Raw genomic sequence first — 12,575 nt, 5'->3', positions numbered from 1 at the left:
CTTTTATCTTGTGAGCGGCATTTTTTGGGACATTTTTCTGCGCAAGGCGCACCGCCACAAAACCCTGAATCAGCCCCATTCGTCCGGCAAGCCGCGAGCACGGCGGCATTGCATTTTTTTTGCGGTCCGATGGCTTTGTAGCGACAGTCATAAACCGGGGTCTATAGTCAGTGCACCACGCAGAGGGCCAGCCCATGAGCGAGCAACACGCCGAACGCCGACGCTTCAAACGCATCGCCTTCGATGCCACGACTGAACTGAGTCAAGGCACCCACCGCTGGCCGGTGCGGCTGCTGGACCTGTCCCTCAAGGGACTGTTGATCGAACGCCCCGATCCCTGGCTCGGAGATCCCAACCGCCCCTTCGAAGCCGATATTCACCTGGGCCTCGATGCCGACGTGCGTATGGATGTGCAACTGGCCCACGACCATAACGGTCAGTTGGGCTTCGTCTGCCTGCACATCGGCCTGGAGTCCATCGAACACCTCAGGAGGTTGATCGAGCTGAACCTGGGGGACCCCGAGGAGTTGGAGCGGGAACTGGGTGCGCTGATCAGTATTTGATCAAAAACACCCGTGTTCAGGGGAACAGCGCGGGTTCGGGAAAGTCGCTTTCCATGTCCCAGTAACCCGCTTGCTGCCGCGACAATTCTGTCCATTGGCCGTCGACATAACGGAAGGTGCGATAGGTGGTGATGAACTCTTCGTTCTCCATCGTCGACGCCGATGACACCTGCTGGATGCTTTCGGTGCCCCCTTCCCGGGACGGCACGATCCGCCACGCCGCCTTGCCAGTCTGGGCGAACACCAGCGGCTGCCTTTCCCCTCCTTCCCCCAGATAGAGCACCGAGTCCAGCTGACCCTGCTGCGGCATCAGCACTTGCGTGGCCGGACCACTGTAGCTGCCCATGGGGGCGGTCTGGTCGACAGTGAGGAAAAACGCCGGCGATGGCAGGCCGTTGAGCGGCGCCTTTTCCACCGTGGCCAGGGGATAGTCCAGGGGCTTCTGCGCCAGCACCTCGCCGCTGTCGGAAACCAGGCGCACCTGAGCGCCCAAGGGCGTGGTCGGGTGATCGTCCTCGGACTGGGCAAAGCTGTCGGCGTCCAGGCCATTGCCCCAGCTGTCGGCGTGCAGTTGCGGCGTGATGCGCACATCCTCCAGCACCTCCAGCAGCGAACCATCGCCCACCAGCACTTGCTGGGCCACGCGATAGCCCTCGGGCACCTCGCTCGGCTGCGCCACGGCAAAGCCGCTGCCACACAGCAGGCTGAGGCCCAGCCACCAGCCCTTCAACTTTGTCATGCCCATTACCTGCTTCCTTCCATGAGAGCCCAGCTCGATTTATTCGAAGAGCGCATCCAACGCCTGTTCCAGGCGGGTCACGGCAATGATCTTCAAGCCCGGCGGCGACTCTTTCGGCGCATTGCCCTTGGGCACGATGGCCCGTTTGAAGCCGTGCTTGGCGGCCTCTTTCAAACGCTCCTGGCCGCTGGGCACCGGACGCACTTCACCGGACAGGCCGACTTCACCGAACACCAGCAAGTCATGGGGCAGCGGACGATTGCGCAAGCTCGACATCACGGCGGCCATCAACGCCAGGTCGGAGGCGGTTTCCAGCACCTTGACCCCGCCCACCACGTTGAGGAACACGTCCTGGTCATGGGTCGGAATCCCGCCGTGGCGGTGCAGCACCGCCAGCAGCATGGCCAGGCGGTTCTGATCCAGGCCCAGGGTGACCCGGCGCGGATTGGCCAGGTGGCTGTCATCCACCAGCGCCTGGACTTCAACCAGCATCGGCCGGGTGCCTTCCCAGGTGGCCATCACCACGCTGCCGGGCACTTCTTCCTGAGCTCGTGTGAGGAAAATCGCCGAAGGGTTGGACACCTCCTTCAGACCGCGGTCGGTCATGCCGAACACACCCAGCTCGTTGACCGCACCAAAACGGTTCTTCACCGCCCGCAGCAACCGCAGGCGACCGTCGGACTCGCCCTCGAAATACAGCACGGTGTCGACCATGTGCTCCAGCACCCGCGGCCCGGCCAGGGCGCCTTCCTTGGTCACGTGGCCCACCAGGAAGATCGCCGTGCCGCTCTGCTTGGCGTAACGCACCAGCAAGGCCGCGCTCTCGCGCACCTGGGACACGCCGCCGGGAGCCGATTGCAGCTGTTCGGTGAAGATGGTCTGGATCGAGTCGATCACCATGACCTTGGGTTTTTCCACCCGAGCGGTGGCGATGATGGTTTCGATGCAGGTCTCGGTCATCACCCGTAACTGATCCTGGGGCAGGCCCAGCCGCCGGGCGCGCATCGCTACCTGCTGCTGGGACTCCTCGCCGGTGACGTACAAGGCCGGCATGCGCGTGGCGATGTTGCACAGGGTCTGCAGCAGGATGGTCGACTTGCCGATCCCCGGATCACCACCGATCAGCACCACCGAGCCGTCCACCAGGCCGCCGCCCAGCACTCGGTCGAGTTCGCCGGAAGCGGTGGAGAAACGTGGAATCTCCTCGACGCTGACTTCTGCCAGGGTCTTGATCTGCGCCTGTTGCCCGGCCCAGCCAGTGCGCCCGGCGGGAGCCGCGGCACCACCGCTTTCGATCATGGTCTCGGTCAGGGTGTTCCAGGCCCCGCACTCGCCACATTGCCCGGCCCATTTGGGAAAGGTGGAGCCGCACTCGGTGCAGCCGTACATGCGCTTGGCCTTGGCCATCTGAACCCCCGGCAAAAACCGCGATGATAGCTCAGCTGGAACCGATCAGCGCGGCGCCGTGGTGCGTATCTGCCCGCTGGCCAGACGCGTGGCGCTATTGCCCAGCGGGTCTTCGGCATTCAGGTCAGCGCCCTTGGCGGCCAAGGCGTCCAACAGTTCGACCCGCTTGAACAACCCGGCGTACATGGCCGCCGTCTGCCCGGCGCCATTGCGCTGATCGGGACTGCAATCGGTCGCCAGCAAACGCCGAGCGATCTGCACCTCGCCCTTGAAGATCGCCCCCATCAACGCCGTGTTGCCGCGTTTGTCCTGGGCACAGGCATTGGCGCCGGCGTCCAGCAGGCGCTCCACTGCCGGACCCTGGCCGTGATAAGCGGCGAGGATCAATGCCGTGTAGCCCTTTTCATCCTGGGTATCGAGGGAGAAACCAGCCTCGATAAAGGTGTCGAGCATTTCCACATCGCCCCGGCGGGCGGCATCGAAATAGTAGTGTTCCAGCTGCACCTTGACCGCCACCGGGTCGGCGGCGGTCGCGGGTTCGGCCGCCGGCTGCGCGTAGGCGGCAAACGAACAGGCCGCTGACAGCAGCGCTGTAAAAAGACGCATGGCGCGACTCCTCTGTCGGAAAAAGTCGTCACGCCCAGGCGGGCGTGACGGAGTGAAACGCGCTCGATCAATCGCTCAGCTTGGCCGCCAGCGCCTTGACACGAGTCAGGTCGCCCTTGGCCACACGGGTCACGCCGGTGCCGTACTCCGGGTCGGCCTTATACAGGAACGACAGGATGATGTGCTTGCTCTCGTCATCGGTGGTGGCCAGGGAGCCGCCAAAGCTGTCGATCAGGTCCTGACGTTCCTTCTTGCTGAAGGAACGGTACAGATCACCGGCCTGCTTGAAGTTCTGCTCGCGCTGGATCTTCGCCTGCTGGGTGCTGCCCGACAGTGCCAGCTGGCTGTAACGCGCGGTTTGCGGCTCTTCGCGGGGCATCAGGCGGCTCGGCTGGTAGTTGACCCCCGTGCTGGTGTGGCCCAGGTTCATCGCGCCGTCCTGGTTGCCGTTGTTCACCGGGTTCTTCGGTGCGTTGATCGGCAGTTGCAGAGCATTGGCGCCGATGCGGTACATCTGGGTATCGGCATAGGAGAACACCCGGCCTTGCAGCAGGCGGTCTTCCGACGGCTCGATCCCCGGTACCAGGTTGGACGGGGCCATGGCCACTTGCTCAGTCTCTTGGAAGACGTTGGCGGGGTTACGGTTCAACACCATCTGTCCCACTTTGCGCTCGGGTACATCCGGCCAGATCTTGGTGGCGTCCAGGGGATCGAAATCAAACTTGGCCAAGTCTTCGGGTTTCAATACCTGGACATACAAGTCCCACTTGGGAAAGTCCCCTTTATTAATGTGGGTTACCAAGTCATGGGTCATATGGCTGTAATCACGCCCTTGTGCCTCGACCACCTGTTTCGGATCGAGATTCTTCAGACCTTGCAGACTCTTCCAGTGAAACTTCACGTAGTGCACTTCACCCTTGGCGTTGATCAACTTGTAGGCGTGCACCCCATTACCATCCATTTCCCGGTAACTGGCCGGAGTTCCGGAGTTGGAATACAGCTCGGTCAATGTGCGAGTGGCTTCGGGAACATGAGAGAAGAAATCAAAACGTCGCGAGTCATCATCCAGATTGGTACGCGGATCGGGTTTGAACGCGTGCACCATATCCGGGAACTTGATGGCATCGCGAATGAAGAAGGTCGGGAAGTTGTTGCCGACCAGGTCCCAGTTTCCCTCTGCGGTATAGAACTTGGTGGCGAAACCCCGTGGATCACGCAAGGTTTCCGGGGAGTGGTTGCCATGCACCACCGACGAGAAACGCACGAATACCGGAGTCACCTCGCCGGCGGCAAACACCTTGGCACGGGTCAGGTCGCTGAGGTTGTCGGTGACGGTGAAGGTGCCGTGGGCGCCGGTGCCACGGGCGTGTACCACGCGCTCTGGAATGCGCTCGCGATCAAAACGCTGAAGTTTCTGGATCAGTTGCACATCTTGCAGCAACACCGGGCCGGTGGCGCCTGCGGTCTGTGAATTCTGGTTATCGCCCACTGCCGCGCCATTGTCGCGGGTCAGCGTGGCGGCCTGTACGGAAAGGGAAAGCAGACTGGCGGCAAGCACGCCCAGTACGCGTCGCTGGGAAAAACTCCCAAGGCCAAGAGAAGCGGTCATGTTGAATTCCTCTAGTTATATAAGGCGCATCTCGGTGCGCCTGCTAGAGGCTAGTGACTAAACATTTGAAAGATAAATAGAAAGGCCATAACCCATCGATTGACAGAATGTTCTGGTTATCTCGTCAAATGCGGGGTATATCGCGCGCGATCCGATGGCACTTTGAAAAAACTCTTTGCCTGTTTATCGGTCAATAACCCCGCGTGCTGTTAAAAGTTGTGTCGGCAAAATGCTTTTTGCTGAATTACACTGCCGTAACCAACCTCATCTGTAACAAGGAATAACCTATGGGCGTGCTAAGTGAGTTCAAGGCCTTCGCGGTCAAAGGTAACGTGGTCGATATGGCCGTGGGTATCATCATCGGCGCCGCGTTCGGCAAGATCGTCTCGTCCTTTGTCGGCGACGTGGTCATGCCGCCCATCGGCGTGTTGGTCGGTGGGGTGAACTTCGGGGACCTGGCAGTCACGCTGAAAGCGGCGGCAGGGGATACACCCGCGGTGGTTCTGGCCTATGGCAAGTTCATCCAGAGCATCATCGACTTCCTCATCATCGCCTTCGCCATCTTCATGGGCGTCAAGGTCATCAACCGCCTGAAACGCGAAGAAGCCGTGGCCCCTACCCTGCCACCGGTACCGACCAAGGAAGAAGAGCTGCTGGGAGAGATCCGCGATCTGCTCAAGGCGCAGAACAACAAGCCCTGATACAGGCTTCAGCACTCGAAGAAACGGCGCCCCCAAGGCGCCGTTTTGGTTACCAGTAAGTCTCCACCGCCACCTGCCCCGGCCGTCGACTCAGGCTCAGGTTCATCCCTCGCTGCTTGAGCAGCGCACGGGTGTCGTCAATCATCTGTGGGTTGCCGCAGAGCATCACCCGGGAATGCTCGGGGGTCAGTTCCACGCCAGCGGCGCGTTCCAGCTCGCCGTTCTCGATCAGTTGGGTGATGCGCCCATTGAGGCTGCCCGGGTGCTGCTCCCGAGTCACGGTGCTGATGAATTGCAACTTATGCGCGAACTCGGCCAGGTACTCACGTTGCGGCAACTCGGCAAGCAACTGCTGATAAGCCAGCTCCCTGGCCTCGCGCACGCTGTAGACCAGGATGATGCGTTCAAATTTCTCCCAGACCTCGAAGTCCTGGAGGATCGACAGGAACGGCGCAATCCCGGTGCCTGTGGATAACAACCAGAGATCGCGACCGTCGACGAAACGATCCAGGGTCAGATAGCCAAAGGCCTGACGATCCACCAGCAGGCTGTCCCCCACTTCCAGGCGGCTCAGCTCACTGGTGAACTCGCCACCGGGCACCACAATGGAAAAGAATTCGAGAAACTCATCGAACGGCGACGACACCATGGAATAGGCGCGCCACACCGTGCTGCCATCGGCCTTGGTCACCCCGAGACGAGCGAACTGCCCGGCGCGAAAGCGAAAACCCGCATCCCGGGTAGTGCGCAGGGTGAACAGGCTGGAGGTCAGCGGCTGGACCTCGAGCAGGGTCTGGCGAGTGTACTTTTCTTCACTGGCGGTCATGACGGGCTCCACAAAAGCGATGCGCTAGTGTCCCGCAAAGCGCCGGACAGAAACACCGGCGGTTTGTAGTGGCATAGAGCGCGGGCAATCCCCGGCAAAAAAACGTACCATTTAGCCCCGCTTCGAATGGCCCGCGCCTGCGCTGTTCGAGGGTTCCCGTGCGCGCGACAGCCCCCACCGCCGGGACATTCACCGATTACCTAGAGTCCGCCCCATGCCCCTGCTTGCAAGCCCCTTCGCCCAGCTCGACCTGATCCGCCAGCCCGAACAGCAAAACGAGCCGCTGCAAGCCTTCGACGCAGCGGACGAATACCTGCTCAACCATCTGGCCGAGCAGCAACCGACCAGCGATACCCGGGTGCTGATCCTCAACGACAGCTTCGGCGCCCTGGCTGCAAGCCTGCTGGGCAAGGTCCAGGTCAGCAGCAGCGGCGATTCGTACCTGGGCGCCCTGGCCCTGGAAAAGAACCTGATGCGCAACGGCCTGCCCTTCGACGCCCTGCGGGTGATACCGGCCAGCGAGCCGTTGCACGGCCCCTTCGACCGGGTGCTGATTCGCGTCCCCAAGACCCTGGCCCTGCTGGAAGAACAGCTGATCCGCCTGCAGGGACAACTGACCCCTGGCGCCCAGGTCGTGGCGGCGGCCATGGTCAAGCACCTGCCCCGCGCCGCCGGTGACTTGCTGGAGCGCTACATCGGCCCGGTGCAGGCCTCCCTGGCGGTGAAAAAGGCCCGCCTGCTGGTCGCCACGCCAGAAGCCAGACCGCCGGTCGCATCGCCCTACCCGACCCGCTATCGCCTGGAGCAGCCGGCCATCGAGCTGCTCAACCACGCCAACGTGTTCTGCCGCGAAGGCCTGGACATCGGCACCCGCGCCTTCCTCCCGCATCTGCCACAGAACCTCGGCAGCGCCCGGGTCGCAGACCTGGGCTGCGGCAACGGCGTGCTGGCCATCGCCAGCGCCCTGGACAACCCCCAGGCCCACTACACCCTGGTGGACGAATCCTTCATGGCCGTGCAGTCGGCACGGGAGAACTGGCAGGCGCTGCTCGGTGACCGCGAAGCCGAGATGCGTGCCGGTGACGGCCTGGCCGGTCAGGCGCCGCAGTCCCTGGACGTGGTGCTGTGCAACCCGCCGTTCCACCAGCAACAGGTGGTGGGCGACTTCCTCGCCTGGCGCATGTTCCAGCAGGCCCGGGAAGCCCTGGTGGTGGGCGGTGCGCTGTATATCGTCGGCAACCGTCACCTGGGTTATCACAGCAAGCTGGCGCGGCTGTTCCGCGGCGTCGAACAAGTGGCGGCCACGCCCAAGTTCGTGATCCTCAAAGCGCGCAAGTAACAGGTAAAAAAAACCCTCCGCTGACGGAGGGTTGAAACCGCGCCGCAAGGCACGGGATGGGATGATCAGTGGGTAGTCAGGCCCGCGGCGCTCATGAACATGCGCATCAGGCTGGCCACCACGAACAGGGCCAGCACACTGCCACCCCAGATCATCGCCAGCCAGCCCAGGCGCCGCCACAGGGGCTGTTTTTCCGCCTGTTCGATTTCCTGCAAAGAGTGTTTATCGCTCATGATTTCAACTCCTGCTTGACCCAAACCCTCGCCGGGGCTGGCTGGCCAGTGAAAGCGCCGGCCAGCCAGGCACAAGGTGCAGGGCCTGTTCGCCGGCAAGCCGGCTCCTGCCTAGTGGTAACCGTCTTCGTGGGTGACCTTGCCGCGGAACACGTAGTAGCTCCAGAAGGTGTAGCCCAGGATGAACGGGATGATGAACAAGGTGCCCACCAGCATGAAGCCCTGGCTTTGCGGCGGCGCCGCGGCGTCCCAGATGGAGATCGACGGCGGCACGATGTTCGGCCACAGGCTGATACCCAGGCCGCTGTAGCCGAGGAAGATCAGCACCAGGGTCAACAGGAACGGCGTGTAATGCGCGTTGCGGGCCACAGCACGGAGCAGGCCGTACATGGTCACCAGCACCAGGATCGGCACCGGCAGGAACCAGAACAGATTGGGCAGAGTGAACCAGCGCGCCGCGATGTCGGCATGGGCCAAGGGCGTCCAGATACTGACGATGCCGATCACCGCCAGCACCACATAGGCCAGGGGCCGGGCCAGGTCATGCATCTGCTGCTGCAGCTTGCCTTCGGTCTTCATGATCAGCCAGGTGCAGCCGAGCAAGGCGTAGGCCACCACCAGCGCCAGGCCGCAGAACAGGGTGAAGGGCGTCAGCCAGTCCAGGGAGCCACCGGCAAACTGGCGGTCCACCACCGGCAAGCCGTCGATGAATGCACCCAAAGCCACGCCCTGGAAGAAGGTCGCCGCCGCCGAGCCGCCGATAAACGCCTTGTCCCAGATATGACGCTTGTCTTCCTTGGCCTTGAAGCGGAACTCAAAGGCCACCCCGCGGAAGATCAGGCCGATCAGCATCAGGATCAGCGGCAGGTACAGCGCCGAGAGCACCACCGAGTAGGCCAGCGGGAAGGCGCCGAACAAGGCCGCGCCCCCCAGCACCAGCCAGGTTTCGTTGCCGTCCCAGACCGGGGCGACGGTGTTCATCATCACGTCACGGTCGCGCTCGTCCTTGACGAACGGGAAGAGAATCCCGATCCCCAGGTCGAAGCCGTCCATGACCACATACATCATGATGCCGAAGATGATAATCACGGCCCACAACAGCGGAAGATCAATACCCATGACTCAGTTCCCCTTGTTCAGGCGGGTGCCGTGGTCGGCGTCGTGGTCATCGTCGGCTGCGGACAGCGGACGGGCCGGAGTACGTTTCTGCCCGGGACCACCGTGGCTGGTTTCAGCACCTTCGTTGGTGACCGGGCCTTTGCGCACCAGGCGCATCATGTAGCCCAGACCCACGCCGAACAGCGAGAAATACACCACCACGAACAACGCCAGGGTGATACTCATCTGCACAAAACTGTGTGCGGACGAAGCATCCGCCGTGCGCATCAGGCCATAGACCACCCAGGGCTGACGGCCGATCTCGGTGGTGAACCAGCCCGCCAGGATCGCGATCAGGCCGGACGGCCCCATCCACAACGTCAGGTACAGGAACGGACGCGAGGTGTAGAGGGTGCCGCGCTTGCGCAGCCAGACACTCCACAGGCCAGTGAAGATCATCAGCATGCCCAGGCCCACCATGACCCGGAACGACCAGAACACAATGGTCGAGTTGGGACGGTCTTCGGGCGGGAACTCCTTGAGCGCCGGCACCTGCTTGTCCAGCGAGTGGGTGAGGATCAGGCTGCCCAGGTAAGGGATTTCCACTGCGTATTTGGTTTTCTCAGCCTTCATGTCCGGCCAGCCGAAGAGGATCAGCGGGGTCGGCTCATTACCGACGTTTTCCCAGTGACCTTCGATGGCGGCGATTTTCGCCGGTTGGTGCTTGAGGGTATTAAGACCGTGGAAGTCACCGATCACCGCCTGCACCGGCGCCACGATCAGGGCCATCCACATGGCCATCGACAGCATGCGACGAATGGCCGGGTTGTCGCGCCCCCGCAGCAAGTGCCAGGCTGCGGACGAGCCGACGAAGAACGCCGTGGCGACGAACGCCGCCACCGCCATGTGCGCCAGGCGATAGGGGAATGACGGGTTGAAGATCACCGCCAGCCAGTCCACCGGAATCACTCGGCCGTCAACGATTTCGAAGCCTTGCGGGGTCTGCATCCAACTGTTGGAGGACAGAATCCAGAAGGTCGAAATCAGCGTGCCAATGGCCACCATCACCGTGGAGAAAAAGTGCAGCTTGCGCCCGACCTTGTTCCAGCCGAACAGCATGACCCCGAGGAAACCAGCCTCGAGGAAGAACGCGGTGAGCACTTCATAGGTGAGCAAGGGGCCGGTGACAGCACCAGCAAAATCGGAGAAACGGCTCCAGTTGGTGCCGAATTGGTAGGACATCACCAGACCGGACACCACCCCCATGCCGAAGTTGACAGCGAAGATCTTCGACCAGAAGTGGTAAAGATCACGATAGGTATCGTCGCGGGTCTTGAGCCACAGGCCTTCGAGTACCGCCAGATAACTCGCCAGACCAATGGTGATGGCCGGGAACAGGATGTGGAACGAAACGGTGAATGCGAACTGAATTCGGGCGAGATCAAGCGCCTCTAAACCGAACATAAGCTTTCCTCTATCAGGTAAAACCGGCTGCGGGCCAAAGGCCAGCGCCTACTGCCCCCACGGATATGGAGTTCGGCGAATTCGGATTCGTTCTTTTTTAAACCATCGCAACGTAGGGATTCTGGCCCTTGGGCCGCCACATCAAACCACTGGAAAAGGTTTTGATCTGGGTCAAGCAACGTTAAAAGAGTAGTCCTATTTTCAGCGCGCAACTCTGTGGTTATTTGCCGCGTGACAGCTTGCCTCACCCCGCCAAACCCGGGGTTTTCCCGGCTTTTCCCCACACAAAACGCCTGTAGCCGCTGCTGAGCCTGCGAAGCTGCGAAAGGCCGGGCCGCGTTCGGTACGCAGGGTCTTGCCTGGCGATTGCCCGTCGAACCTGCGGCGTACTCAAGAGCCTGGCGTCTCCTCCGGAGCCGTTCGCAGCCTGCGGCAGCGGCTACAAGGGTTGGCGGCCCGGCATGCGAGCAAAAAATCAGATAGATGCGCAGCTAACGATTTTCCCGCACGCCGCAACTATTGGTTACATCTTGGTGATAACCTCGTCGCACTCCCCGCTCAGATTGACCGCCCGATGCCCAGCCAAACGCCTCTGTTGCTCCGTCACCATCGCCCGTTCATCGCTTTCTGGCTGGCCCGGATCTTCACCGCCAGCGGTTTCCAGATGCTCACCGTGGCCATCGGCTGGAACCTCTACCAACTGACCGGCAACGTGCTCGACCTGGGCCTGGTGGGGCTGGTGGAGTTCGCCCCGCGCGTGCTGTTCATGCTGCACACCGGGCACGTGGCCGACCGCTACGACCGGCGCCGAGTGGCGGCTATCTGTCAGTCGCTGCAAGCCTTGATCGCCCTGGCCCTGGCCGTCGGCAGCCTGACCGACAGCGTGACCCGGGAAATGATCTTCATCCTGGCCTTCCTCCTCGGCGGCGCCCGTTCCTTCGAGATGCCCACCACCCAGGCCCTGCTGCCGAGCATCGTGCCAGCGGCGCTGTTTCCCCGGGCGGTGGCCGCCGCGCAATCGGCGCAACAGTCGGCGACCATCGTCGCTCCGGCCCTGGGCGGGTTGCTGTATGCCTTCGGCAGCGTCTGGGTCTACGGCCCCACCGTGGTCCTGTACCTGATCGCCTGCCTGCTGATGCTCAACCTGCCGGCCCGGCAGACGCCGCTGAACAAGGGCAAGGCCACCCTCGATTCGCTGCTGGCGGGGATTCGCTTCATCCGCAGCCGCCCGGACATCCTCGGCGCCATCTCCCTGGACCTGTTCGCCGTGCTGCTGGGCGGCGCCACCGCATTGCTGCCGGTGTTCGCCAAGGACATCCTGTTGACCGGCCCCTGGGGCCTGGGCCTGCTGCGTTCGGCGCCAGCGGTGGGCGCGCTGCTGATGTCACTGTGGCTGGCGCGTTTCAGCGTCGAGCGCAAGGTCGGGCGGGTGATGTTCACCGCCGTCGGCGTATTCGGCGTGGCCACCATCGCCTTCGGCCTCTCGACTTCGTTCTGGTTTTCCCTGGCGGTGCTGGTGGTGCTGGGGGCGGCGGACATGATCAGCATGGTGATCCGCGCGTCCTTCGTGCAGCTGGAAACCCCGGACGAAATGCGCGGCCGGGTCAGCGCGGTGAACGGCTTGTTCATCGGTGCTTCGAACCAGCTGGGGGAATTTGAATCCGGGCTGACCGCCCACTGGTTCGGCACCGTGCCGGCGGTGGTGCTGGGCGGGGTCGGCACGCTGGTCGTGACCGGGGTCTGGATCAAGCTGTTCCCGACCCTGGCCAAGCGCGATCGGATGATCGAATCAGTCGAGCAATCCAAGGCCTGATGCCGCGCCGGGCGGGCGCGGCCAGGTTCAAGCCTCAGTGGCTGGGCTGACCCTCAGAGACGGCTCGCCATTTCGCCGCCTCCAGCAGGTCGCTGTAGCCGGCCCTCTCCAACAACAATCAATGCACGCAACCACCTCGTAACAGCGTGTTGATCATTCTCTGCAATACAAAACCGC

The 12,575-nt window shown here is 62.4% G+C and carries 12 protein-coding genes; 4 read left to right on the top strand and 8 right to left on the bottom strand.

Translation table 11 applies throughout. The features are described 5' to 3' along the window. Positions 1-194: 194 nt before the first annotated feature. Positions 195-563 (top strand): PilZ domain-containing protein, encoded by a 369-nt coding sequence (locus tag J5M73_RS26345; RefSeq protein ID WP_102865427.1) that lies wholly within the window; start codon positions 195-197, stop codon positions 561-563. A 16-nt stretch (positions 564-579) separates the two neighbouring features. On the opposite strand, the gene J5M73_RS26340 is transcribed toward J5M73_RS26345, so the two are convergent. From J5M73_RS26340 to J5M73_RS26325, 4 genes are all read right to left on the bottom strand, one after another. Next, on the bottom strand, positions 580-1,302 hold the full coding sequence (locus tag J5M73_RS26340; RefSeq protein ID WP_102865513.1) for a hypothetical protein: 723 nt from the start codon (positions 1,300-1,302) through the stop codon (positions 580-582). Positions 1,303-1,341: 39 nt separating this feature from the next. After that, on the bottom strand, positions 1,342-2,709 hold the full coding sequence (radA, locus tag J5M73_RS26335) for a DNA repair protein RadA (protein ID WP_025129215.1): 1,368 nt from the start codon (positions 2,707-2,709) through the stop codon (positions 1,342-1,344). Positions 2,710-2,754: 45 nt separating this feature from the next. Continuing rightward, positions 2,755-3,315: an ankyrin repeat domain-containing protein gene (locus J5M73_RS26330; RefSeq protein WP_102865426.1), complete on the bottom strand. Its 561-nt coding sequence runs from the start codon at positions 3,313-3,315 to the stop codon at positions 2,755-2,757. Positions 3,316-3,382: 67 nt separating this feature from the next. Continuing rightward, positions 3,383-4,924 carry a catalase gene (locus tag J5M73_RS26325; protein ID WP_102865425.1) on the bottom strand — a complete coding sequence of 514 codons (1,542 nt, stop codon included), beginning with the start codon at positions 4,922-4,924 and terminating at the stop codon, positions 3,383-3,385. Positions 4,925-5,211: 287 nt separating this feature from the next. On the opposite strand from J5M73_RS26325, the gene mscL reads away from it, so the two are divergent. Next, positions 5,212-5,625 (top strand): large-conductance mechanosensitive channel protein MscL, encoded by a 414-nt coding sequence (mscL, locus tag J5M73_RS26320; protein ID WP_102865424.1) that lies wholly within the window; start codon positions 5,212-5,214, stop codon positions 5,623-5,625. A 49-nt stretch (positions 5,626-5,674) separates the two neighbouring features. Here the strand turns inward: mscL and J5M73_RS26315 are convergent, their stop codons facing one another. Then, complete coding sequence (locus J5M73_RS26315; RefSeq protein ID WP_102865423.1) at positions 5,675-6,451, bottom strand: ferredoxin--NADP reductase; 777 nt, start codon at positions 6,449-6,451, stop codon at positions 5,675-5,677. 214 nt (positions 6,452-6,665) lie between these two features. On the opposite strand from J5M73_RS26315, the gene J5M73_RS26310 reads away from it, so the two are divergent. Next, positions 6,666-7,790: a methyltransferase gene (locus tag J5M73_RS26310; protein WP_102865422.1), complete on the top strand. Its 1,125-nt coding sequence runs from the start codon at positions 6,666-6,668 to the stop codon at positions 7,788-7,790. Positions 7,791-7,855: 65 nt separating this feature from the next. On the opposite strand, the gene J5M73_RS26305 is transcribed toward J5M73_RS26310, so the two are convergent. The 3 genes from J5M73_RS26305 to J5M73_RS26295 form a co-directional block, all read right to left on the bottom strand. Beyond that, positions 7,856-8,023, bottom strand: a complete 168-nt coding sequence (locus tag J5M73_RS26305) for a DUF2474 domain-containing protein (protein ID WP_102865421.1) — start codon at positions 8,021-8,023, stop codon at positions 7,856-7,858. Positions 8,024-8,134: 111 nt separating this feature from the next. Further along, positions 8,135-9,142 (bottom strand): cytochrome d ubiquinol oxidase subunit II, encoded by a 1,008-nt coding sequence (cydB, locus tag J5M73_RS26300; RefSeq protein ID WP_102865420.1) that lies wholly within the window; start codon positions 9,140-9,142, stop codon positions 8,135-8,137. A 3-nt stretch (positions 9,143-9,145) separates the two neighbouring features. Next, a complete protein-coding gene (locus J5M73_RS26295) occupies positions 9,146-10,585 on the bottom strand; it encodes a cytochrome ubiquinol oxidase subunit I (protein ID WP_102865419.1) in 1,440 nt (479 codons plus the stop codon). A gap of 574 nt (positions 10,586-11,159) precedes the next feature. On the opposite strand from J5M73_RS26295, the gene J5M73_RS26290 reads away from it, so the two are divergent. Then, positions 11,160-12,398, top strand: a complete 1,239-nt coding sequence (locus tag J5M73_RS26290) for an MFS transporter (RefSeq protein ID WP_102865418.1) — start codon at positions 11,160-11,162, stop codon at positions 12,396-12,398. Positions 12,399-12,575 lie beyond the last annotated feature (177 nt).

Origin of the sequence: Pseudomonas sp. 50_B (assembly GCF_017491625.1) — a bacterium.
Taxonomy (GTDB): Bacteria; Pseudomonadota; Gammaproteobacteria; order Pseudomonadales; family Pseudomonadaceae; genus Aquipseudomonas; species Aquipseudomonas danubii.
The sequence above is the reverse complement of the archived record's forward strand: the minus strand, read 5'-3'. Positions and strand labels throughout refer to the sequence as shown.